Below are 22,140 nucleotides of genomic sequence, written 5' to 3'. Positions count from 1 at the left end.
GGAGAACATCCATGCGTTTGTCGCTGTGCCTGACGGCCCTGCTCGCGCTGCTGAGCTTGCCCACCCTCGCGGCGGACATCAGCGTCGAAGACTACGGCTACCCACTGAGTAATCCGTTCGAAGCCACCATTGCCACGACACCTGTCGAGCTGCGCGCCGAGACCCCTACCGACGACGATATCGACCAGCGCGACTACAGCCTGCGGCTGCGCCCCGAGCGCGAATTCACTCTGCCGGACAACTTCTGGGCCGTTAAGCGGCTGACCTACCGGCTGGCCCGCCAGCGCGGCCCTGCCCCGCTGATGTTCATCATTGCCGGCACCGGCGCCAGCTACTCGGCCGGCAAGAGCGAAACGCTCAAGCGCATCTTCTATGGAGCGGGCTATCACGTCGTGCAATTGTCATCGCCGACCAGCTTCGACTTCATCGCCTCGGCCTCACGCTACGCCACGCCCGGTTACAGCCCCAACGATGCCAAGGACATGTACCGCGTGATGCAGGCGATTCGGGCGCAGCAGCATGAATTGCCCGTGACCGGTTTCAACCTTGTCGGCTACAGCCTTGGCGCGCTGAACGCGGCCTTCGTGAGCCAGCTCGACGAAACCCGGCGCAGCTTCGATTTCGATCGCGTGCTGCTGATCAACCCTCCGGTCAACTTGCAGACGTCTATCAACAATCTCGACAAACTGGTGCAGACCCGCGTCGCCGACGTGGACAGCACCACGACATTCTACGAACTGATTTTCGAAAAGCTGACGCGCTACTTCCATCAGCAAGGTCGCATCGACCTCGACGCGGCCCTGCTGTTCGACTTCCAGCGCTCGGAGCTACGCCTGACCGATGAACAGATGGCGATGCTGATCGGCTCGGTATTTCGCTTCTCGGCGGCCGATATCGCCTTCACGTCCGACCTCATTAATCGGCGCGGGCTGATCGTGCCGCCGGATTACCCGATCGATGAAGGCACCAGCCTGGAGCCGTTCTTCCGCCGCGCCCTACAGTGCGACTTCGATTGCTACCTCACCGAGCAACTAATCCCCATGTGGCGGGCGCAAACCGATGGGGGCAGCCTGACCCAACTGGTCGACCAGGTCAGCCTATACGCGCTGGAGAATTACCTGCGCAACAGTCCGAAAATCGCCGTCATGCACAACGCCGACGACATCATCCTGGGCGCAGGGGACCTCGGGTTCCTGCGGCGCACCTTCGGCGACCGCATGACGCTCTACCCGCGCGGCGGCCACTGCGGCAACCTCGACTACCGCGTCAACGTTCAACACATGCTGGAGTTCTTTCGTGGCTAGACGTCAACTGCTTGCCCTGTTGCTGCTAGCCAGCAGCATTGCCCATGGCCAGACGCCGAACGCCGACGAAGACGGCTTCACGCATCCACTGCGCACGCTGGAATTCAATCCCGGCCTGGACCAGCGCGAATTCGAGCGCGCCACCTTCGATGCCCTGAACATCTATGATCCCTGGGAGTCGTTCAACCGGCGGATGTACTACTTCAACTACCGGCTGGACCAATTGGTGATGCTGCCGGCAGTTCGTGGCTATCGCTATGTCACGCCGAGGGTCGTGCGCACTGGCGTCAGCAACTTCTTCAACAACCTGGGCGAGATCCCGACGCTGTTCAACAGCCTTGCGCAACTGAAGGGCGAACGCGCGATGACCACCACGGCCAGGCTGCTGTTCAATACCATCCTCGGCGTTGGTGGCGTCTGGGACCCGGCCACCCGCATGGGCCTGCCACGTGCTCGGGAAGATTTCGGCCAGACCCTTGGCTTCTATGGCGTGCCACACGGCCCCTACATCATTTTGCCGGCGCTGGGGCCGTCCAACCTGAGGGACACCACTGGCCAGGTCGCCGATTTCGGCATCGAGCGCCAGGTGGACTATTTCAGCTATGCCGACGCCAGCGGCGGCGAATTCGGGCTTACGGCGCTGCGCCTGATCGATATCCGGCACACCACCAGCCTGCGCTATGGCCAACTGAACTCTCCGTTCGAGTACGAGAAAGTGCGCTACGTCTACACCCGTGCGAGGGAATTGCAGATCAGCGAATGATCGAGCCGCTCGATGCGTTACATCCTGAAATCGCGCTAATGCATCGACAGCCTCGCGTTAGGCTGGCGCGCATCGATAGAGGAGTAAATCCATGTCCCTGCGCGAAGTGATAGCCATCGAAACTGGTCGAGCCACCTCTGATGGAGCTGGCGTCAGCCTGACTCGCGTGTTCGGCGGGTCGGCCCTGGAGCGGTTCGATCCCTTCCTGATGCTCGACGAGTTCGGCTCGGACGATCCCGACCAATACATTGCCGGCTTTCCGCCTCACCCGCACCGTGGCTTCGAGACGGTGACCTACATGCTCGAAGGCCGCATGCGCCACGAGGATCATCTGGGCAACGTCGGGCTTCTCGAACCTGGCGCCGTGCAGTGGATGACCGCAGCCCGCGGCGTGATCCATAGCGAAATGCCGCAACAGGAAAAAGGCCTGATGCGCGGCTTTCAGCTCTGGCTCAACCTGCCGGCAAAAAGCAAAATGCAGGCCCCGGATTACCGAGACTATGCCCCGCAGGACATCCCCCGCATCAGCCTGCCCAATGGCGTGGAGGCCGTAGTTGTCGCCGGCACTTTCGCCGCTGAGGGCGTCGAGCAACCCGGCGCCGTGCAGCGTCCCGATACCGAACCGCAGCTTTTTGACTTGGCCTTGCCGGCCGGCGCGGCGCTATCGCCGGCGGTTCCTGAAGGGCACCGGCTCATGCTCTACGTATTCGAAGGCGCTTTGACCGTGGCCGGCAAGAGGGTTGGCACGCGCCAGCTGGCGCGGCTGAGCGACGAAGGCGAGCTCAGGCTTTCGAGCGACACGGGAGCGCGGGTTCTGTTGATCGCCGGGCGGCCGATCGGCGAGCCTGTCGTGCAGTACGGCCCCTTCGTGATGAACAGCCGCGAGGAGATCGAGCAGGCCCTGCGCGACGTTCGCGACGGCGTCTTTACAAGCTGAGCGGCTTCTTCGGCAATTTGCGGTACAGGTTAGGCTCGCCTTCTGGCCGGGTTTTGAAGCGGCGATGCGCCCACAAGTACTGCTCGGGATGCTGCCTGACCGCATCCTCGATCCATTCGTTTATGCGTCGGCAATCTGCTTCCTCACTCTCGCCCGGAAAGTCGCCGAGCGGCGGGTGGATGACCATCCGATAGCCAGTTCCATCGGCCAGCCGCACCTGGGTGTAGGGGATCACCCGCGCACGGCCCAAGCGGGCAAACTTGGTAGTCGCCGTCACGGTCGCGGCGTTGATGCCGAACCAGGGCACGAACAGGCTCTGCTTTCGACCGTAATCCTGGTCCGGCGCATACCAGATCGCGCGCCCGGCACGCAGAACCTTGAGCATGGTTCGCACGTCCTCGCGCTCGATGGCGCTGGCGTCCAGGTTATGCCGCTCGCGGCCGCGCCGCTGGACGAAATCGAACAAGGGGTTCTTGTGCTCGCGGTACATGCCGTCGATGGTGTGCCGCTGGCTAAGCAGCGCGGCGCCGATTTCCAACGTGGTGAAGTGCAGCGCCATGAGGATCACGCCCTGCCCTTCCGCCTGAGCCTTCTGCAGATGTTCAAGGCCTTCGATATGTGCCAAGCGCTGCAGGCGGGCGCGGGGCCACCACCAGCTCATGGCCATCTCGAACAGAGCGATGCCGGTGGAGGCGAAGTTTTCCTTGAGCAGAGCCTCGCGCCGCACATCGCTGAGCTCTGGAAAGCACAGTTGCAGGTTGCGCCGGGCGATGTGGCGCCTCGATCGAGCGCCGCGGTACATGACGGCCCCCACCGCTCGCCCCAACACCAGCAGTACCCGATAAGGCAATTGCACCAGCAGCCAGAGCAGGCCTAACCCCAGCCATAGCAGCCAGAAGCGTGGATGGAGGAAGGATGTACTGAAGCGGGGACGATCCATCAGCAAGCTCGAACCGATAAAAGCGGACATTCTAGCGGCAAACCAGCCGGCGATGCCGCTGCGTCTCGATGCGTGGCAGCGCTGCGCTTGCCGCGCGTGGGCTTGCAGGCGATCGTCACCCCCGTTATAAGTCCTCGCCATTTACCGCAGCAGGCAGACCATGAGCCAAGCCGAATCCAACGACCAGACGCCCGTGTTCCAGCTCAAGGGCAGCATGCTCGCCATCACCGTGCTGGAGCTCGCGCAACACGACCTCGAACGCCTCGACCAGCAGCTGACCCTGAAGGTGGAGCAGGCGCCGGACTTCTTCAACAATACGCCGCTCGTGCTGGCGCTGGATAAGTTGCCCGCCGATACCACGCCTGACCTGCCGGCGCTCATCGCGCTTTGCCGCAAGCACGGCCTGCGCACCTTGGCGCTGCGTGCCGGCGACCCGAAGGTCATCGAGGCCGCCGGCGGGCTGGACCTGCCCGTGTTGCCCCCGTCCGGCGCGCGCGAACGCAAACTCGACATCTTCAAGGCCGCCGCGGAGCCGCCCAAGCCCGCCGAACCGGTGTATCGTCCGACTCGCGTGGTGACAACGCCGATCCGCGGCGGGCAACAGGTCTACGCCCAGGGCGGCGACCTCATCGTGCTATCCGCCGTCAGTCCCGGCGCGGAACTTCTCGCCGACGGCAATATCCATGTGTACGGTCCGCTGCGCGGGCGCGCCCTGGCCGGTATCAAGGGCGACGTCAATGCACGCATTTTCTGCCAGCAACTGGCGGCGGAAATGGTCTCGATTGCCGGGCAGTACAAGGTCGCCGAGGACCTCAGGCGGGACCCTCTTTGGGCCGAAGCCGTACAGATGAAGCTATCCGGCGATGTGTTGAACATCACCCGCCTTTAACGGATACTGCCGCAATTTTTCAAGCACCAGAACGGGCATCCTCAAGGCCGAAACGGCACGGGACCCGACCTCCATTTTTAGGGTGAATCACCTTGGCCAAGATCCTCGTAGTCACTTCCGGCAAGGGTGGCGTCGGTAAAACCACTTCCAGCGCCGCCATCGGTACCGGCCTCGCTCTGCGCGGCCACAAGACCGTCATCGTCGACTTCGATGTCGGCCTGCGAAACCTCGACCTGATCATGGGTTGTGAGCGCCGCGTGGTGTACGACTTCGTCAACGTGATCCAGGGCGACGCTACGCTCACCCAGGCCCTGATCAAGGACAAGCGCCTCGAGAACCTGTACGTATTGGCCGCCAGCCAGACCCGCGACAAGGACGCGCTAACCCAGGAAGGCGTTGGCAAAGTCATCGACGAGCTCGCCGAAAGCTTCGAATACGTCATCTGCGACTCGCCTGCCGGCATCGAGAAAGGTGCCCACCTGGCGATGTACTTCGCCGACGAAGCCATCGTCGTGACCAACCCGGAAGTCTCCTCGGTACGCGACTCCGACCGCATGCTAGGCCTGCTGGCGAGCAAGTCGCGCCGCGCTGAGAACGGCGAAGAGCCGATCAAGGAGCACCTGCTGTTGACCCGCTATAACCCCGAGCGCGTGGTCAAGGGCGAGATGCTCGGCGTCGAGGACGTCGAGGAAATCCTGTCGATCCGTCTGCTGGGCGTCATTCCTGAATCCCAGGCCGTGCTCAAGGCTTCGAACCAGGGCGTGCCGGTCATCCTCGATGACCAGAGCGACGCCGGACAGGCTTACAGCGACGCGGTTGACCGTCTCCTGGGTAAGGAAGTCAGCCATCGCTTCCTTGACGTGAAAAAGCAGGGCTTCCTGCAACGGCTGTTTGGAGGTCGCGAATGAACTTCCTCGACTTCTTCCGCGAACGCAAGAAGAAGGAAACGCCAGCCAACATCGCGAAGGAACGCCTGCAGATCATCGTCGCGCACGAGCGCGGCCAGCGTACTCAGCCAGACTACCTGCCAGCATTGCAGAAGGAGCTGGTCGAGGTGATCCGCAAATACGTCAACATCGACAACGACCAGGTGCAGGTTGCCCTCGAAGATCAAGGCAGCTGCTCGATCCTCGAGCTGAACATCACCTTGCCGGATCGTTGACAGACCGGCCTTGCGGCTGATCGGCGACCAGGGCATTGCTGCCCGGTCGCCGATTTCGTTTCTGGGATTCCAAATGCCCTTGAGCAATATCCAGATCGTCCACCAGGACCCTGCCCTGCTGGTGATCAACAAGCCCACACTCCTGCTCTCCGTTCCCGGCCGCGCCGAGGACAACAGGGATTGCCTGGTTACCCGCCTGCAGGAAAACGGCTTTCCCGAAGCGCTGATCGTGCATCGCCTGGACTGGGAAACATCCGGCCTGATCGTCCTCGCCCGTGACCCCGACAGCCATCGTGAGCTGTCTCGCCAGTTCCACGACCGGGAAACCGAGAAAGCCTATACCGCCCTGTGCTGGGGCGAGCCGGAACAGGACAGCGGCAGTGTCGACTTGCCCTTGCGCTATGACCCTCCAACCAAGCCACGCCATGTCGTCGACCATGAACTGGGCAAGCACGCCCTCACCTACTGGCGCGTGCTGGAACGCCAGGGTCACTACAGCCGGGTCGAGCTGACGCCCATCACCGGGCGCTCGCACCAATTGCGTGTTCACATGTTGTCCATCGGCCACCCGTTGCTCGGCGATCGCCTTTACGCTCATGAGCAGGCCCTCGCCGCGCATGACCGGCTCTGCCTGCATGCCAGCATGCTCACCCTGACCCACCCAGGAACGGGCGAGCGTCTGCGTTTCGAGTGCCCGGCGCCGTTTTGATGCGCGATTTTCTGGATGCGACTCGAGGTGCCCCAGAGCATCCCACCCTACGCAAGGCGCTCCATCTATGGACGCAACCCCCAGGTCGAGCGCTCGATCTCGGCTGCGGAGCAGGACGCGACAGCCTGGCGCTGCTCAGAGCCGGCTGGAAAGTCACTGCCCTCGACAGGGACCCACGGGCTTTAGCGGCGCTTCGAGAGCAGGCGCCAGCCCATCAGGACCAGATGCTCACTACGCTCTGCCGAGAGTTTGAAGACAGCACGGCACTACCGGCGGCAGATTTCATCAATGCAAGCTTCGCATTGCCGTTCTGCCAACCCGATGAGTTTTCAGGCGTGTGGCAACGAATCGCCACGGCTCTACGCACTGAGGGACTGTTCAGCGGACACTTTCTTGGTCCGCGTGATGACTGGGCAGGAAGAGGCCTAATCATTCATAGCCGCGACCAACTGGTGGAGCTGACAGCAGGCTGGACGGTGTTGGAGCTGAACGAGTTCGAATATGACGGCAAAACCGCCGTGGGCCATGCCAAACATTGGCATCTCTTCGAAGTAATTGCCCGCCGCAATGGATGAGCGATCTCGATGCAGTCCGCCGCAGCAACAGCGACAGCCAATGGGATAGACTTTCAAGCCTTGCAGTCAGGAGCTCCTCATGCGCGACGAACTCAACCTGGGTCTGATCGACTACCTCAAGGCGTCCCCAACGCCCTTCCATGCCACACGCAGCCTCGCTCGCAGCCTGCAGGCGGCCGGTTTCAAGGCATTGGACGAAAAGGACACCTGGGAGACCGAAGCCGGTGGCCGCTATTACGTCACACGTAACGACTCAGCAATCATCGCCTTTCAACTGGGCACCAAGCCGGTCACCGAGCACGGGGTTCGCCTGGTTGGCGCGCACACGGACAGCCCCTGCCTTCGGGTCAAGCCGCAGCCGGAGCTACAACGCCAAGGCTTTTGGCAGCTTGGCGTCGAAGTCTATGGTGGCGCCCTGCTCGCGCCCTGGTTCGACCGCGACCTATCACTGGCCGGGCGCGTCACCTACAGCCGCGATGGCCGAATCGAAAGCCAGTTGATTGACTTCCAGCTGCCGATCGCAGTGATTCCGAGCCTGGCCATCCACCTCAATCGTGAAGCCAATCAGGGCTGGGCGATCAACGCCCAGAACGAGCTGCCACCGGTACTCGCGCAGGTAGCCAGCGAAGAGCGCCCGGACTTCCGCGCGCTGCTCGCCGATCAGTTGAGCCGTGAGCACGGCTTGGTTGCTGACGTCGTCCTGGATTTCGAACTGAGCTTCTATGACACCCAGCCGGCAGCGGTCGTCGGACTGAACCGTGATTTCATTGCCGGTGCGCGCCTGGACAATTTGCTGTCCTGCTTTGCCGGTCTCCAAGCCTTACTGCGTGCTGGCGGGGAAGAGACCTGCGTGCTCGTCTGCACCGACCATGAAGAAGTCGGCTCGGCCTCCATTTGCGGTGCGGACGGCCCGTTTCTCGAACAAGTCCTGCGTCGCGTACTGCCCGATGGCGATGGCTTCCAGCGCAGCATCAACCGCTCGCTGCTCATCTCGGCCGACAACGCCCACGCCGTACACCCGAACTATGCTGACAAACATGACGGTAATCACGGCCCGAAACTCAACGCCGGCCCGGTAATCAAGGTCAACAGCAACCAGCGCTATGCCACCAGCAGCGAAACCGCCGGTTTCTTCCGTCACCTATGCCTGGAGAACGAAGTGCCGGTACAAAGCTTCGTGACCCGAAGCGATATGGGTTGCGGCTCGACGATCGGCCCCATCACGGCTAGCCAGCTCGGCGTCCGCACGGTCGACATAGGCTTGCCCACGTTTGGCATGCACTCGATCCGCGAGCTGGCCGGCAGCCAGGATCTAGCGCAGCTGGTCAAGGTGCTCGGCGCCTTCTATTCGAGCGCCGAACTGCCCTGAGTCACCGCGGCGGGCTCGCCCCGCCGTCAGAGGCTGTCGTCGATGACCAGCGCGACCTTGCCGGAAACCTGATTGCTTGCCAGCGCGGCGAACGCAGCTTCGACATCCTTGATCGCGAAGCTGCGTTCCAGTCGGGTCGAGAGGGTCTTGTCGGTGAACAGCTTCCAGGTTTTGTCTTTCAGCTCGGCCAGCAGCGAAGCCTTGGAATCAGCGTCACGACTGCGTAGCGTCGAGCCAATGACCTGGATGCGCTTGGCGAGCAGCCCAGCCAGATCCATTTCGGCCTTGCGCCCGCCCATCAAACCGATAATCACCCAACGCCCGTCAACGGCGAGCAGCTGAGTGTTCAGCGCGGCGTATTTGGCGCCGACCGGGTCGAGGATCATGTCGAACGGTCCGAAATCCTTGAGTGCATCCAAGGACTCTTCGCGCAGGACACCGCCCTGGGCACCAAGGGATTCGCAGTACGCAAGCCGCTCTGCCGACCCCACGCTGACCCAGCACGGATTGCCGAACACCTTGCACAATTGGATACCCGCTGACCCGACGCCACTGGCACCCGCATGCAGCAGCACCTTCTCGCCGGGCTGGATGGCTCCCAGGCGGAACAGGTTCAGCCAGGCGGTTGCATAGACTTCCGGAATCACGGCAGCCTCGGTCAGTGAAAGCCCTTCCGGCACCGGCAGTGCATGACGGCCATCGACCACGACCTCTTCAGCCATACCGCCTCCAGCCAGCAGAGCGCACACCCGGTCGCCCACTTGGTGCGTCACCCCGCTGCCGACTTCGCTGACCACGCCCGCACATTCCAGCCCAAGGATATCGGTAACGCCTGGCGGCGGCGGGTAATGCCCAGCCCGCTGCAACAGGTCGGCCCGGTTGAGGCCGGCCGCCGCGACGCGAATGCGAACCTGCCCCGCCCCGCATTCCGGAGCGCTGCGCTCGGTCCACTCCAGCTGCCCTTCGATGCCTTGCAATGCCTTCATGCTGCCTCCATAGTGATTCGTACCTGTGCCCGCCCAACCGCTTTTACGCTGGCGATGCAGGCTTTTCGATAGATCGCCCGAACAAGGCTACCTGCCGATCCTCCCGCGTGAAACCTCGGTGAGGGGCACGGTGTCTTCAGGTAACGCTGCCTGCAACTGTGAACCGCGATCTGTCATGCAAGCCAGCGGGCAGTTACCATCGGGCTGTTGTTATTACCGTCGGACACCTCGTCCCGGCCCCTGAACATGATGGCCCTATATGCGTTATAACCAAGCCACGCGCCGTACCTTCGAACTGAAACGCAGCTTGACGGCAGGCGCACTCGCGCTGCTGATGGGCCTGCAGGCCTCGATCACGCTAGCCAAGCCCAACGAGGGCCAACACTGGGACTACTTGCAGCCGGACCGCGATCAGGTCATCGCCAGCCTCAACGTCGTCGAGTTGCTCAAGCGGCACCACTACAACAAGCCGCCGCTGAACGACGCACGCTCGGCAAAGATCTTTGACAGCTATATCGAGATGCTCGATCCCGCGCGCAGCTACTTCACCGCTGGCGACATCGAGCAATTCAAGGCTTGGCGCACTCAGTTCGATGATTTCCTGCGCAACGGCAACCTTGAGCCCGGCTTTGCCATCTACAAGGTTCAGCTCGAGCGGCTGCGCGACCGGCTGCAGTACGCGCTTTCCCTGCTGGACAAAGGCGTCGACAGCTTCGATTTCACCCTTGACGAGGAATTACTGGTCGATCGCGAAAACGCTGCCTGGCCAAAGGACGAGGCGGAGCTGGACGACCTGTGGCGCAAGCGCGTCAAAGACGAGGTCCTTCGCCTCAAACTCGCCGGCAAGGAACCCAAGGCGATCGAGGAACTGCTGACGAAACGCTACAAGGCGCAGCTGTCACGCCTCGAGCAGACACGCGGCGAGGACGTGTTCCAGACCTACATCAATGCCTTCGCGCAGTCTTACGATCCGCACACGCAGTACCTGTCGCCGGACAACGCTGAGAACTTCGACATCAACATGAGCCTGTCCCTGGAGGGCATCGGCGCAGTCCTGCAGAGCGACAACGAACACGTCAAGGTCGTGCGCCTGGTGCCGGCTGGCCCGGCCGAGAAGAGCAAGCAGATCGCGCCCGCTGACAAGATCATCGCCGTCGGCCAGAGCGGCGACGAAATGGTCGACGTGATTGGCTGGCGCCTCGACGAGGTCGTCAAGCTGATTCGCGGTCCAAAGGGCTCGGTCGTTCGCCTGGAGATCATCCCCGCCAGCAATGCGCCCAACGACCAGAGCAGCAAAGTGGTTGCCATAACCCGCGAGGCCGTCAAGCTGGAAGAACAGGCGGCCAAGAAGTCGGTGCTGAACCTGACGCATGAAGGGCGGGACTTCAAGCTGGGCGTCATCGAGATCCCGGCCTTCTACCTGGACTTCAAAGCGCTGCGCGCCGGTGACAAGGATTACAAGAGCACAACGCGCGACGTGCGGAAGCTGCTTACCGAACTGGAGCAGGAAAAGGTCGATGGCGTGGTCATTGATCTGCGCAACAACGGCGGCGGCTCGCTTCAGGAAGCTACCGAGCTGACCGGCCTGTTCATCGACCAAGGGCCAACCGTCCTGGTCCGCAACAGCGACGGCCGTGTGGACGTGCTGGCTGACGAGCAAAAGGGGGCCTTCTACAAGGGCCCGCTGGCCGTACTGGTCAATCGCCTGTCGGCCTCCGCTTCGGAAATCTTTGCTGGCGCCATGCAGGATTACCACCGTGCCCTGATCCTCGGCGGTCAAACCTTCGGCAAGGGCACCGTCCAGACCGTGCAGCCGTTGAACCATGGTGAACTCAAACTGACCCTGGCCAAGTTCTATCGAGTGTCTGGACAGAGTACGCAGCATCAGGGTGTGATTCCGGATATCTCATATCCAGCGGATGTCGATACCAAGGAAATCGGCGAGAGCGCACTGCCCGAGGCCATGCCCTGGGACAGCATTCGCGCCGCCATTACGCCTGACATGAATCCTTTCAAGCCTTTCCTGGCGGAGCTCAAGTCTCGCCATGACCAGCGGACAGGTGACAATGCCGATTTCGTCTTTACCCGTGACCGTCTGGCACTTGCGCAGGAATTGGCCCTTGAAACGTCCGTGACCCTGAACGAAGAAAAGCGCAAGGCGCAGCAAGAGCGCATCGAACAGCAACAGCTCACGCTCGAGAATGCACGGCGGCAGGCGAAGGGTGAGGAGCCACTGGCGAAACTCGAGCGCGAGGATGAAAACACCCCGCATGACGAGGAGAAAATCAAGCCGGAAGATGATGCCTACCTCACCGAGAGCGGCCACATCCTGCTGGACTACCTCAACCTCGAGCACGCCATGGCCAAGAACAACACTGGCGAGCCGTAACACGAGACTGTCATCAAAGTGACATCATTTGCGTCGTAAATACGGGGGCCGCCATGTGCGGCCCCTCGCATTTCACGCATATCGAGATGATCATGACCGTCACCGAGCAGTTGAGCACGCTGAATGGCATTCTGGCTCACGGCGACATCACTACCCTCTTCCAGCCCATCGTTTCGCTTTCAGGTCGTAGCATCCTCGGCTACGAGGCATTGAGCCGCGGGCCTTCCAACACTTCGCTGCACTCCCCGATCAACCTGCTGGCAGCCGCGCGCCATGCCGGGCGCCTCAATGAGCTTGAGATGACCTGCCGCGAATGCGCCTCGCGCCGCTACAGCCAGCTCGATCTCCAAGGGAAGCTGTTCCTGAACGTATCGCCGGAGACGCTGCTCGACGTGACCCATAAGCCAGGGCGCACCCTGGAGCTATTGGAGCAGTACGGAATCGCACCGTCACAGGTCGTCATCGAGCTGACCGAACAGACCCCAACGGATGACTTCGAACTGCTCGACGCGGCGCTCCACCACTACCGGGACATGGGTTTTTCCATCGCTCTGGATGACCTCGGCGCCGGTTACTCCAGCCTGCGGATGTGGTCGGAACTGCGGCCGGACTACGTCAAGATCGATCGCTACTTCATAGACGGCATCCACCGCGACGCCGTAAAGCGTGAGTTCGTTGGGTCCATTCTGAAAATCGCACGAACATCCCAAGCTCAGGTTATCGCTGAAGGCATCGAGCTACACGAAGAGCTGCGCGTGCTTGCTGACATGGGTATCGACCTGGTTCAGGGCTACCTGCTCGGCCGCCCGGTAGAGCAGCCAGATACCGGCTTCGTCAAGCTCTTGCCGTCTAGCGCTGAACGGGATGAATCGCTCAGTGACGAGCCGGATCTTTCGGTCCTGGTGCTCAAACAGTTAGCTGTCCAGGCCACGTGCCCGATTGCCGATGTGCTGACGCTGTTTCGCATGCAGGCCAACCTGAACTCAGTCGCCGTGTTGGACGCCATGGAGGTGCCGGTCGGCATCGTGCACCGAAACCTACTGTCCGACGCCCTGCTCAAGCCGTTCGCAACCGACCTGCTCGCGCGCAAACCTATCAGCCGCTTGATGAGCCATGACTTTCTCGCCGTGGAGTCGAGCCAGTCACTTCAGCAGGTCAGCCGCCTATTGACCAGCCGCGCCCGGCAACGTATCGAAGAAGATTTCGTCATCACTCAGGAAGGCCGCTATCACGGGCTTGGCCGGGTGATCGACGTACTCAAGTTGATCACCGAGATGAAGATCCAACAGGCGCGCCATGCAAATCCGCTCACCCTGCTCCCGGGCAATGTCCCGATCCAGCAATGCCTCACACGCCTGTTGAGGCAAGACCGCGAGGCGGTCATTTGCTACGTCGACATCGACCACTTCAAGCCCTTCAACGACCTCTACGGCTACGCCAAGGGCGATGAAGTGTTGCTGTGCCTGGCTCGCTGCCTCGACGAACAGATCGATCCCGGTTGCGATTTCGTGGGCCATATCGGTGGGGATGACTTCCTTTTGGTGATGCAATCCACTGACTGGTCGATCCGGATCGAACAATTGTTCGAGGCATTCGAAAAACGCTGCAGGCCGTTCTATCGAGAGGACCATCTGGCCGCTGGCTGCTTCGTAGCGGAGGGCCGCCAAGGGGGTGAGGAGCAGTTTTCGCTGCTTTCGCTATCCGTTGGCGCTGTCAGCCTGCGGCCTGGCAGCAGGACGAATATGGATGCTGACCGCCTGGCGGCACTCGCCTCGGAGGCCAAGCGCAGCGCCAAGCAGAAGCCAGGGTTCAGCATGCACGTGCTCGACACCCAATCCCTGGCCCAGCACTCGTTTCAAAGCCCGACCCGCGCCGCGCTGGCCCTATAGCGTTCCGCCTGGTCACGGTCCGCTTCCAGCCCGTGACCTCCGGCCTGATACAACTGAGCCAACCGCGTCGCCGCGAGTGGGTGACCGGCATCGAGTGCCAGTTTCCACCAGCGAGCAGCCTGGGCGCCGTCCGGCCCGTGCGTGGCGTCCTCGCTTAGCGCAACGACCCCCATCTGGTACGCCGCTTTCCCATCGCCCGCCTCGGCGGCTAAGCGCAGCAGGCGGATGCCCTCTCGCCTGGCCCCGGACCCTTGCCCTCGGAAAAGCAAGATATGCCCATAGAAACTTTGCGCGGCGCGATCACCCAGTGCTGCCTTGCGCGCAAACTGGCCTTCCATCCAGCGCCACAGCTTGGGCTGCTGGACTGCCCAGCGAGATGCCATGAGTTTTCGCGCAGTCCAATAGCCGAGGCGCGCTCGTAGCTTCAACACCATCATGGAACCTCGGGATAGTCGAACTCGAAAACTCTGGCCACCTCACCGGCGTGCCAGGACGCTGCTACCGGCCCATCCACTGGCCCGGAGAAGCGGCCCAGGCGCGTGGCGCACTCGAAGAACCCGGTACGCGGCAGCCGGTCAGCACCCTGGCTTATGACCAGCGCGCTGCGCAACGGGCGATCGGCGCGGGCATCGAGCGCGGCCAAGTGTTCGAGCGCTGCTGTCAGCGTCTGCATGGCCGGCGTTGGTAATTGAAGTCGCTCGACGAGCGCCCTGTAGGTCACCAGGTGGCGCTGACGCCTCGCTTCGGACAGTTCATGAACAAGCGCCTGCCAGTGTGAACGGCTGATCCGGATCGAGGAAGCGGCGTCGCTCACGCTTGCTGCTCCCACCCACCAATCTGTAGGGCGCGCGCCAGAGCGCTGCGTATCGCATCGCCAGGGTCGCGCTCACCAGATTCGATTAGCGCCAGGTAAGCCGGACTGATGCCAACCGCGCGCGCCAGGTCAGCCTGGCTGAGCTGACGCGTCTCCCGCAGCGCCGCCAGCTGTTGGAAGGGAGGCATCGAAACGGGGGTTGCTTGAGACACCTCCTGACGCTGCCCCACTGCACTTAAAAGCGCCTGGTACTCGTCCCAGGGCAACACTGCATATTCCGGCGACCCATCCCGCATGATGACCTGAACGCTCATCCGCTTTCTCCGCTCCGATTGCCGTAATTGATGAGCGGAATGTTAACAGCCTGGGCAGAGATTTTTAGCCAAGGAGGCCTCACTTGGCGAAAGCCGGAAAGCTCCGCTTATCGACCAGTTAGGTATTAATCCTTGTAGATCGCGTCGCGTTAGCGCCCTTTTCCAGGGCTGACGTATTCGTCATCGAGCGATTCATTCGTGTCTGGCATGTGCGCCAAGCTTTCTCGCACGCTAGCGGGTTGTCTGGCTCGCCAGGCTTTGAACGCCTCCAGCTCACCGGACCACTTGCGCATCACCCAACCCAGCACGGCTAAGTCGTCAACGAAGCCCAACCCAGGGAGCCAGTCCGGTATGGCGTCCATAGGCGACAGAAAATACAGCAGCCCAGCCACCGCTGCGATCAAGGCCGGCCGGCTAACTGACCGATACTCACCTCGCCACCAGGCGAGGCAAAGCGCCTGCAAAAGACTTAAGTCTTCCCGTAGCCCTTTTAAAAGTCCGCCCTTGGATGACCGCTTGCGCGCTACAGCGATCAGCACAGCTGGCAGCCTGCCCTTTGCAATCACGCGGCTGGCCAGTGGCAAATATCGGAAGAATGTCCAAGGTGCAGGCATGTCGAATCCTCGCTAACAACCGGCCCGTCTGGGCTGGGATCTTATCCACAGATCCTGTGGATAAGTCTGTGAACAGAGATTGGATGATTGGCTCGAACGCCCGTGTCACGGGGCCTTCCGTTAAATCGGCGGTTTCTTATCCAGTCGAGAAAAGTCTTTTATAAACAATGCCTTAGTTAAAACGGTACGCGACCACAACGCAGATGGAATAGCACTGCATCGCATGCAACCTAAATGTGTATAACCGGCGCCTGTCAATCCATTTTTCATGCGATTTTAGCGTTGCGCCAGCCATACGCGTTCGGCCAGGGTTCTAACAACGACAACGGAAGCAGGCGAGTCGTTCGTGATCGCAAATGGAAGGACCTATCGCGCAGAAACGAAAAGGCCGGTCATATGACCGGCCTTTGGCATTGCTGAGGCTTAATTGACGCTAAGTTTGCCGCGGTTCTTTTCAAGGGTGGCGGCGCCAATGCCTTTGACCTCGAGCAGCTCGTCCACCGAGCTGAATGGGCCATGCGCATCGCGGTAGTCAATGATCGCCTTGGCTTTGGTAGCACCAATGCCGTTCAACTCACGGGTCAGGGTATCCGCGTCGGCTGCGTTGAGGTTGATGGTTGCCACCTGAGCCACAACGGCGGCCGGCTTGGCGGACGCTACATCAGCGGCACTGGCGCCCACCGAGACGCTGGCGAACAAGGCAAAAAATGCTGCAGTAAGAAAAGACTTGGTCATGCTTCACATCCTTTTGAAAGTCGGAATTAACCGGCGCGGTACTCCATGCGCCGCCCGGCCAATGTAAGGGCTGGGCGTACTAAGTCAAACGGCATGCTTCGTAATGTGAACCATGACTAGATCGAATTGTGGGCAACGTACCGAATCGGTCACCTGACGGGCATCAACACCGGCCCCCGCCGGGATTCATGTTCCGTCAGCGCATGACATTGAACAGGCTCAACCCCGAGATCTTTACGTAACTCTGCTGCGCCGCTTCGAGCACCACGGTCTGCAGCGACAGCCTTGACAGCGCCTCGGCATAGTCCAGCTCACGCAGTTCAGCCTGGACGTCCTTGTTGACGAGCGTCACGTCCTGGTTGTCGGTCTGGGTGGTTTCGATGACGTTCAACCGCGCCCCAATGTTTCCCCGCGCAGCGTCGACACTAACTATGCCGTGATCAAGGTTGGTCAGGGCGACGCCAACGGCATCACGCACGCCATTGTTATCGGTTGCCGGCGCTTCGAGCGCCTTGCGCAGGTTGGCAATGGTGTCGAGAACGCCCTGCTTTTCCTCGCCGTTGCGCGCGAACGTAAAGGTTTCGCCACCCGCCGGAGCGCCGTCGATCTGAATGGTCATGCCGCGAAACACGAGCTTGTCACTGTTTTTATCGTCATCATCCAGGCGACCGCTCTGCAGCGCTACGGTGCCGCCCACCTCCCATACCTCGTACGCTTTCGGGTCGGTCGCATCGAAACGCACCTCGAAGCCAGCAGCAGGGAAATCTGTCGCGGCAAAGGCGACCTCATCGTCAACCAACGGTGCGGACAACCGGACCGCAGGCGCTGTGATGGTGCTCGAAGCGGGGCTCATCGAGATTCGCCCCGCATTCGTCACGGCCTGAAACACGGCTTTACCGCTGTCGCTGATCGGGATGTTCAGCGAACTCGCGATTTGCAATTTGCGCTGCCCTTCATCGCCCTGGTAGCTGTAGCTGCCATCAGCGGCGCGGACGAAGGGCTGAGTTTTGCCCTGGAACCCAGAGAACAGGTATTCACCGCGCGCGTTACGGGTGTTCATCAACGCCAGCAGCTCGTCCTCGCGCTCGCCCAGCTCCGCGGCAATCGACTTCCTATCCTGCGGATCCAACGCACCGTTGCCGGCCTGCACGGCCAGCTCGCGCACACGCTGCAGCACGGTGTTGACCGAATTGAGGGTTACCTCCTCCTGGGTCAGGCTGTTCTTGGCCGCCGTCAGGTTCGCATCGTATTGGCCAAGCACGCTCTGCTGCTGCTCGAGTTGCAGCAGGCGAACCGAAGCGACGGGGTCGTCCGCTGGCGTGAGAATCCGGTTGCCGGTGCTGATCTGCTCCTGGGTGCGCGTGGCATTGGCGTAGTTGCGCTGGATACCGTTCACGCCGTTGTTGAATGCTTGCAAGGTCGAGATGCGCATAAGCCGGCCTTTTACCTGAAGGTGCTGATCAATGTATCGAACATGGTGCGCGCAACTTGAATGATCTGAGCCGAGGCGTTGTAGTACTGCTCGAACTTGATCAAATTAGCCGCCTCCTCATCCAGGTTGACTGCTGACAGCGAGTCACGATTATCGGTGGCCTGCTTGAGTATTGCCCCCGTCGCCTCGCTGTCCATACGTGCCTGCGCCGTCAGCGTGCCGACGCGCTCGACCAGTTCGCCATAACCGTCCGTGAAACTTTTGCCGGACCCTGGCACGCTCGGGTCCGCGCCGATGGTCTGCTTGGTTTGCAGGTTGACCATGTTCAAAGCGTTGCGGTTGTCCGAGACGCCATTGCTGTTAAAGCCAATGGTGAAGGTGTCGCCAGCTTGTGGCCGGCCACTCACGGTAAAGGTGAAGCTGCGCCCGTCGATTTCGATGGCGAGCTCGTTGGTCTGCCCCGGCGTGAACGTGGCGGGGCTTACCTGCGTGACCCCTGCTCCCGTAATGCTCGGCGGCGTGCCGGCGTTGTAGGTCAAGGTAATGTCGCTACCCAAGGCCGCCTTTAAGGCCGCCATATCGACGCTCTCAGTCGTGCCAGGCTGGCTGATGACGCCGGTCCCAACATTCTGCAGGTTGCTCCCTGCGCGCACTGGGGCGGCGAAGGCAAGCTGATCGGCTTGATCCAGCACCGCTTTGATATCTGTCGCGCCACGGCGGGTGGGCTGCAGCGAGAACCTGTCCCCGGCAGCCGGCGCTCCGCTGATGGCTACGGTGAAACCCTGATCCTTGCCCGCACTGTCGGCAAAGCTAAGGAATGCGGGCGGCCCCGCGTTCTGCGTGACGCTGATGTTCGCGTTGTCGCTCAGCCGCCGGGCCGTATAGTTCGTGCCGTCGAACTCCATGCGGTAGTCGCTGGCCGTCAGGTTCTGCGTATCGGTAATGCGCAACGAGGCATCCGCGGCCGACGTGTTGCTGCTGAACGGCGTTGCTCGCAGCCCCATCAGCGACGCGGCGTTGTAATCGCCGAAGATCGCTTCACCCACCTGCCCCTTGAGATCGAGCCCCTGGGTCTGTTGTGAATTGAGCTGATCGCTCACGGCAAGCGCCAAGCGCCCCAGCGAGTTCAGGGTGGGGTCCAGCACTTCTTCCCGATAGCGAATCAATCCGCCGAGCTCGCCTCCGGTGATCTGCGAGGTGATGCCTTGGCGGGAACTGCCGCTGACGAACTGGATTTCGTGACGGTTCGGGTCGCTCTGGCCGGGGACGACCTCCAACCGGCTGACGGTGGCACCAACGACAAGGGGCTGGCCCGTGCCGACGGAAATGTTGAAGCTGCTGTCGTCCTGCGGCGTGACGGTCACGCCGATGTAAGTCGACAGCTGGCGCACCGCTTCGTCCCGCGCATCGAGCAGGTCATTGGGCTGTTTCCCATTGGCCGCCGCGATGGCGATGGCGTTGTTCAGGCTGCCGATGCTGCCGGCCAGGCGGTTGACCTGATCGGTGACCGCCGCCATCTGCTTGTTGGTGAAATTGTTCTGCTCGGTCAGCCGATCGGAAACCGTATTGAATCGCCGCGCGAGGCCCTCGGACTCTGCCAGTACGAGCTGGCGTGCCGGGATATTGGACGGATCCTCAGCGGCCGTCTGCAAGGCAGAGAACAGCTTTTGCAGCGATGGCGTAATCCCCGTGGTACTGCCGGCCAACAACGAGTCGAGCTGGTCGATCTGGCTCTTGTACGCTTCCACGTCGCTGCTCAGCGACGTGCTGCTGCGCAACTGAGCAGTGAGGAATTCACTGTAGCTGCGGCGGACTTCCACCAGCGTCGTACCCGAACCGACGTACCCCGCACCACTGAACTGCGGGGTGCGAGTCGCCTGCGAGGCGTCCTGGCGGCTGAAGCCGGGTGTGTTGACGTTGCTGATGTTATGGCCAGTGATGGACAGCTGGGTCTTGCTGGCGCTTAGCCCGGACAGGCCGATATTCAACAGGTCAGCCATGATTAGCCTCTAGTCCGTGTCGTGGGCGCCGTGCTGGCATCGGCGATGGTCTGGTAGGTTTGAACCTTGCGGGCGATCTGGTTGATCTTGCTCGCGTACTGCGGATCGGTGGCATAGCCGGCCCGCTGCAATTCCTTGACGAAACGCTCGGAGTCGCCCGAGGTGCTGGCCACTTGAACGGCGGGCTTGTAGCGATCGTTGCTTTCCAGCAATCGCACATAGTCGTTGAAGCTCTGCTCGAACGAGTCGTACGCGCGGAAGCCTGCCACTTGCTTGGTCGCCTTGCCGTTGACGTATTCGGTGGTGGTGACCTTCGCCGACTCGCCCTGCCAGCCGGTGGCCTTGATGCCAAACAGGTTGTGGCTGTTGCTGCCGTCCTTCTGCTTGATCATCGACTTGCCCCATCCGGTTTCCAGCGCGGCTTGTGCCACCAGGAAGCGCGCCTCGACGCCCAGCCGCTTGGCGGCCTTTTCGGCCATGGGCAACATGGTCGCGATGAATTCGGCCGGCGAACTGAAGCGTGTCTTGCTCGGCGCGCTCGGTACGCTCGCCTCGACGCCATTGATCGTCAACGGCGCCTCAGCCGGTGCTGCAAAAGCGATCGCCGGTTTCCAGTCGAGGTTGACCAGCGGCTTGGCCGCCTCGGCCTGCGCGGTTTGAGCCGTCTGCCCGACAGGCGCATCGGCCGCGGCGACATCCGCCTGGTTGCGCTCGATTAGCCGGCCCGGCAGGGCCAGGCGGCGCTGATTGAGCATCTGCACGTCGTTGCGCGCCGGGTCCACCTTCGCAACGGCCGCGTCGGGGCTGCTCGACCACTTCGAGCCTTGTGTCTGCGCAACCTGGGCGAAAGGATTGGGCTTCGCGCTGGGTTCCTGCTGTTTGCTCAGCTGGCGAATCAGCACATCAGCAAGGCCAATGCCGCCGCCCTCTTTGGACAAGGTGACCGACAGCTGCTGGTCGTGCATGTCCTGGTACTGCTTGCTGGCCTGGCTGTTGAATGGATTGTCTTGGGACATGACCTCGGTGGCCGACCGCATCGACTTGAGCATCTCGTTCATGAACAGGGACTCGAACTCCTGCGCGACCTTGCGCACGTTCTCGGCGCCGTCACGGTCCTTGCCCACCTTGAGTTGGTTCAAGCGATTCAGGTCGGAGTAGCTGCCACTGTCAGGCGTACGCCGAGCCGTTCCCAGACGATTTTCCATGTCCCGGTCCTCAGATGACGATCAAGTCTGCTTGCAGCGCACCGGCCTGCTTGAGCGCTTCGAGAATGGCCATCAAGTCGCTCGGCGCCGCGCCAACCTGGTTCACCGCACGGACAATCTCGTCGAGCGTCGTCCCCGGGGCGAACTTGAACATCGGCTTGGCTTCCTGCTCGGCTTTCACTTTCGAGTTCGGCACCACGACCGTCTGGCCGTCGGACAGCGGGTTAGGCTGGCTGACCTGCGGATCCTCGGTGATGGTCACGGTCAGGCTGCCGTGTGTCACGGCGGCAGGCTGAACGCGCACGTTCTGGCCGATCACGATGGTCCCGGTACGCGAGTTGATGATGACCTTGGCGACCGCCTGGCCAACGTCGACCTCGAGGTTTTCCAGAATCGAGAGGTAATCGACGCGCTGGCTCGGATCCAGCGGCGCGGTGATGCTGATCGAGCCGCCATCGAGCGCCTGAGCCACGCCTGGGCCAAGCAACTCGTTGATGTGATCGACGATGTTCTTCGCCGTGGTGAAATCCGGGCGGTTGAGGTTCAGCGTCAGGGTGGTGCCCTGGTTGAACGCGCTCGGCACCGGCCGCTCGACCGTCGCACCGTTCGGGATACGCCCGGCCGAAGGAATGTTGACGGTGATGCGCGACCCATCAGCACCACCTGCATCGAAACCACCGACGACCAGGTTGCCCTGAGCGATGGCGTAGACGTTACCGTCGATCCCTTTTAGCGGCGCCATCAACAGGCTGCCGCCGCGCAAGCTCTTGGCGTTACCGATGGACGAGACAGTGATATCGATCGTCTGACCCGGCTTGGCGAAGGGCGGCAATTCGGCATGGATCGATACGGCCGCGACGTTCTTCAGCTGCACATTGCCGCCCGCAGGCACCTTGATGCCGAACTGCGCCATCATGTTGTTGAAGGTCTGCACGGTGAACGGCGTCTGGGTGGTCTGGTCACCGCTGCCATTGAGGCCGACGACCAGGCCGTAACCGATCAGCTGGTTGCTGCGCACGCCCTGAATGCTGGCGATGTCCTTCAGACGCTCGGCATGCACCGGCGCGCCAGCCAGGCACAACAGGGCAATCAATACGGAGCTGAACATTTTCAT

The 22,140-nt window shown here is 61.7% G+C and carries 22 protein-coding genes; 11 read left to right on the top strand and 11 right to left on the bottom strand.

Features of this window, described 5'->3' with window-relative positions:
- The first annotated feature begins 11 nt into the window (after positions 1-11).
- From M1D78_RS07535 to M1D78_RS07525, 3 genes are all read left to right on the top strand, one after another.
- Positions 12-1,304 carry a serine/threonine protein kinase gene (locus tag M1D78_RS07535; protein ID WP_437419840.1) on the top strand — a complete coding sequence of 431 codons (1,293 nt, stop codon included), beginning with the start codon at positions 12-14 and terminating at the stop codon, positions 1,302-1,304.
- Between the two features lie 7 nt (positions 1,305-1,311).
- A complete protein-coding gene (locus M1D78_RS07530; protein WP_437420371.1) occupies positions 1,312-2,067 on the top strand; it encodes an MlaA family lipoprotein in 756 nt (251 codons plus the stop codon).
- A 91-nt stretch (positions 2,068-2,158) separates the two neighbouring features.
- Positions 2,159-3,004, top strand: a complete 846-nt coding sequence (locus M1D78_RS07525) for a pirin family protein (protein WP_437419841.1) — start codon at positions 2,159-2,161, stop codon at positions 3,002-3,004.
- Here the strand turns inward: M1D78_RS07525 and M1D78_RS07520 are convergent.
- Complete coding sequence (locus M1D78_RS07520; protein WP_437419842.1) at positions 2,994-3,944, bottom strand: lipid A biosynthesis lauroyl acyltransferase; 951 nt, start codon at positions 3,942-3,944, stop codon at positions 2,994-2,996. The two genes, M1D78_RS07525 and M1D78_RS07520, sit on opposite strands and share 11 nt — an antisense overlap.
- Before the next feature lie 160 nt (positions 3,945-4,104).
- On the opposite strand from M1D78_RS07520, the gene minC reads away from it, so the two are divergent.
- The 6 genes from minC to M1D78_RS07490 all read left to right on the top strand — a co-directional run bounded on the left by minC (position 4,105) and on the right by M1D78_RS07490 (position 8,648).
- Complete coding sequence (gene minC / locus M1D78_RS07515) at positions 4,105-4,833, top strand: septum site-determining protein MinC (protein WP_437419843.1); 729 nt, start codon at positions 4,105-4,107, stop codon at positions 4,831-4,833.
- A gap of 92 nt (positions 4,834-4,925) precedes the next feature.
- On the top strand, positions 4,926-5,741 hold the full coding sequence (gene minD, locus M1D78_RS07510) for a septum site-determining protein MinD (protein ID WP_437419844.1): 816 nt from the start codon (positions 4,926-4,928) through the stop codon (positions 5,739-5,741).
- Positions 5,738-5,995 (top strand): cell division topological specificity factor MinE, encoded by a 258-nt coding sequence (minE, locus tag M1D78_RS07505; RefSeq protein ID WP_437419845.1) that lies wholly within the window; start codon positions 5,738-5,740, stop codon positions 5,993-5,995. The genes minD and minE overlap by 4 nt, the downstream gene beginning before the upstream one ends.
- Before the next feature lie 73 nt (positions 5,996-6,068).
- Positions 6,069-6,704, top strand: coding sequence for an RluA family pseudouridine synthase (locus tag M1D78_RS07500; protein WP_437419846.1), 636 nt, complete (start codon positions 6,069-6,071; stop codon positions 6,702-6,704).
- Positions 6,704-7,279: a class I SAM-dependent methyltransferase gene (locus M1D78_RS07495; protein WP_437419847.1), complete on the top strand. Its 576-nt coding sequence runs from the start codon at positions 6,704-6,706 to the stop codon at positions 7,277-7,279. Before M1D78_RS07500 ends, M1D78_RS07495 begins: the two co-directional genes overlap by 1 nt.
- A gap of 79 nt (positions 7,280-7,358) precedes the next feature.
- Positions 7,359-8,648: a M18 family aminopeptidase gene (locus M1D78_RS07490; protein WP_437419848.1), complete on the top strand. Its 1,290-nt coding sequence runs from the start codon at positions 7,359-7,361 to the stop codon at positions 8,646-8,648.
- A 26-nt stretch (positions 8,649-8,674) separates the two neighbouring features.
- Here the strand turns inward: M1D78_RS07490 and M1D78_RS07485 are convergent, their stop codons facing one another.
- Complete coding sequence (locus tag M1D78_RS07485) at positions 8,675-9,634, bottom strand: NAD(P)H-quinone oxidoreductase (protein WP_437419849.1); 960 nt, start codon at positions 9,632-9,634, stop codon at positions 8,675-8,677.
- Positions 9,635-9,929: 295 nt separating this feature from the next.
- Between M1D78_RS07485 and M1D78_RS07480 the strand changes: the two genes are divergently transcribed.
- Positions 9,930-12,023 (top strand): carboxy terminal-processing peptidase, encoded by a 2,094-nt coding sequence (locus M1D78_RS07480; protein ID WP_437420372.1) that lies wholly within the window; start codon positions 9,930-9,932, stop codon positions 12,021-12,023.
- Between the two features lie 92 nt (positions 12,024-12,115).
- The gene (locus M1D78_RS07475; RefSeq protein ID WP_437419850.1) at positions 12,116-13,912 is read left to right on the top strand and encodes a bifunctional diguanylate cyclase/phosphodiesterase; all 1,797 of its coding nucleotides are present in this window, start codon (positions 12,116-12,118) and stop codon (positions 13,910-13,912) included.
- Here the strand turns inward: M1D78_RS07475 and M1D78_RS07470 are convergent.
- The 9 genes from M1D78_RS07470 to M1D78_RS07430 all read right to left on the bottom strand — a co-directional run bounded on the left by M1D78_RS07470 (position 13,879) and on the right by M1D78_RS07430 (position 22,140).
- Positions 13,879-14,346, bottom strand: coding sequence for an SEL1-like repeat protein (locus tag M1D78_RS07470; RefSeq protein WP_437420373.1), 468 nt, complete (start codon positions 14,344-14,346; stop codon positions 13,879-13,881). The genes M1D78_RS07475 and M1D78_RS07470 overlap by 34 nt on opposite strands.
- Positions 14,346-14,726, bottom strand: a complete 381-nt coding sequence (locus M1D78_RS07465) for a hypothetical protein (protein ID WP_437419851.1) — start codon at positions 14,724-14,726, stop codon at positions 14,346-14,348. The genes M1D78_RS07470 and M1D78_RS07465 overlap by 1 nt, the downstream gene beginning before the upstream one ends.
- Positions 14,723-15,040: a helix-turn-helix domain-containing protein gene (locus M1D78_RS07460; protein WP_437419852.1), complete on the bottom strand. Its 318-nt coding sequence runs from the start codon at positions 15,038-15,040 to the stop codon at positions 14,723-14,725. The genes M1D78_RS07465 and M1D78_RS07460 overlap by 4 nt, the downstream gene beginning before the upstream one ends.
- Before the next feature lie 149 nt (positions 15,041-15,189).
- Positions 15,190-15,654 carry a YkvA family protein gene (locus M1D78_RS07455; protein WP_437419853.1) on the bottom strand — a complete coding sequence of 155 codons (465 nt, stop codon included), beginning with the start codon at positions 15,652-15,654 and terminating at the stop codon, positions 15,190-15,192.
- 423 nt (positions 15,655-16,077) lie between these two features.
- Complete coding sequence (locus tag M1D78_RS07450) at positions 16,078-16,389, bottom strand: ComEA family DNA-binding protein (protein WP_437419854.1); 312 nt, start codon at positions 16,387-16,389, stop codon at positions 16,078-16,080.
- 196 nt (positions 16,390-16,585) lie between these two features.
- Complete coding sequence (gene flgL / locus M1D78_RS07445; protein ID WP_437419855.1) at positions 16,586-17,821, bottom strand: flagellar hook-associated protein FlgL; 1,236 nt, start codon at positions 17,819-17,821, stop codon at positions 16,586-16,588.
- 11 nt (positions 17,822-17,832) lie between these two features.
- The gene (gene flgK, locus M1D78_RS07440; protein ID WP_437419856.1) at positions 17,833-19,821 is read right to left on the bottom strand and encodes a flagellar hook-associated protein FlgK; all 1,989 of its coding nucleotides are present in this window, start codon (positions 19,819-19,821) and stop codon (positions 17,833-17,835) included.
- A 2-nt stretch (positions 19,822-19,823) separates the two neighbouring features.
- Positions 19,824-21,026, bottom strand: coding sequence for a flagellar assembly peptidoglycan hydrolase FlgJ (flgJ, locus tag M1D78_RS07435; protein ID WP_437419857.1), 1,203 nt, complete (start codon positions 21,024-21,026; stop codon positions 19,824-19,826).
- 10 nt (positions 21,027-21,036) lie between these two features.
- Positions 21,037-22,140 (bottom strand): flagellar basal body P-ring protein FlgI, encoded by a 1,104-nt coding sequence (locus M1D78_RS07430; protein WP_437419858.1) that lies wholly within the window; start codon positions 22,138-22,140, stop codon positions 21,037-21,039.

The sequence above is a fragment of the Pseudomonas sp. SA195 genome, from assembly GCF_054131565.1.
This window is presented reverse-complemented; position numbering and strand designations above follow the sequence as displayed.

Excerpts from the sequence above, each read along its gene's own strand:
- M1D78_RS07535 (WP_437419840.1), top strand. The coding sequence starts at position 12 with ATGCGTTTGTCGCTGTGCCTGACGGCCCTGCTCGCGCTGCTGAGCTTG.
- M1D78_RS07525 (WP_437419841.1), top strand. The coding sequence starts at position 2,159 with ATGTCCCTGCGCGAAGTGATAGCCATCGAAACTGGTCGAGCCACCTCT.
- M1D78_RS07520 (WP_437419842.1), bottom strand. The coding sequence starts at position 3,944 with ATGGATCGTCCCCGCTTCAGTACATCCTTCCTCCATCCACGCTTCTGG.
- minC (WP_437419843.1), top strand. The coding sequence starts at position 4,105 with ATGAGCCAAGCCGAATCCAACGACCAGACGCCCGTGTTCCAGCTCAAG.
- minE (WP_437419845.1), top strand. The coding sequence starts at position 5,738 with ATGAACTTCCTCGACTTCTTCCGCGAACGCAAGAAGAAGGAAACGCCA.
- M1D78_RS07500 (WP_437419846.1), top strand. The coding sequence starts at position 6,069 with ATGCCCTTGAGCAATATCCAGATCGTCCACCAGGACCCTGCCCTGCTG.
- M1D78_RS07495 (WP_437419847.1), top strand. The coding sequence starts at position 6,704 with ATGCGCGATTTTCTGGATGCGACTCGAGGTGCCCCAGAGCATCCCACC.
- M1D78_RS07490 (WP_437419848.1), top strand. The coding sequence starts at position 7,359 with ATGCGCGACGAACTCAACCTGGGTCTGATCGACTACCTCAAGGCGTCC.
- M1D78_RS07485 (WP_437419849.1), bottom strand. The coding sequence starts at position 9,634 with ATGAAGGCATTGCAAGGCATCGAAGGGCAGCTGGAGTGGACCGAGCGC.
- M1D78_RS07475 (WP_437419850.1), top strand. The coding sequence starts at position 12,116 with ATGACCGTCACCGAGCAGTTGAGCACGCTGAATGGCATTCTGGCTCAC.
- M1D78_RS07470 (WP_437420373.1), bottom strand. The coding sequence starts at position 14,346 with ATGGTGTTGAAGCTACGAGCGCGCCTCGGCTATTGGACTGCGCGAAAA.
- M1D78_RS07460 (WP_437419852.1), bottom strand. The coding sequence starts at position 15,040 with ATGAGCGTTCAGGTCATCATGCGGGATGGGTCGCCGGAATATGCAGTG.
- M1D78_RS07455 (WP_437419853.1), bottom strand. The coding sequence starts at position 15,654 with ATGCCTGCACCTTGGACATTCTTCCGATATTTGCCACTGGCCAGCCGC.
- M1D78_RS07450 (WP_437419854.1), bottom strand. The coding sequence starts at position 16,389 with ATGACCAAGTCTTTTCTTACTGCAGCATTTTTTGCCTTGTTCGCCAGC.
- flgL (WP_437419855.1), bottom strand. The coding sequence starts at position 17,821 with ATGCGCATCTCGACCTTGCAAGCATTCAACAACGGCGTGAACGGTATC.
- flgK (WP_437419856.1), bottom strand. The coding sequence starts at position 19,821 with ATGGCTGACCTGTTGAATATCGGCCTGTCCGGGCTAAGCGCCAGCAAG.
- flgJ (WP_437419857.1), bottom strand. The coding sequence starts at position 21,026 with ATGGAAAATCGTCTGGGAACGGCTCGGCGTACGCCTGACAGTGGCAGC.
- M1D78_RS07430 (WP_437419858.1), bottom strand. The coding sequence starts at position 22,140 with ATGAAAATGTTCAGCTCCGTATTGATTGCCCTGTTGTGCCTGGCTGGC.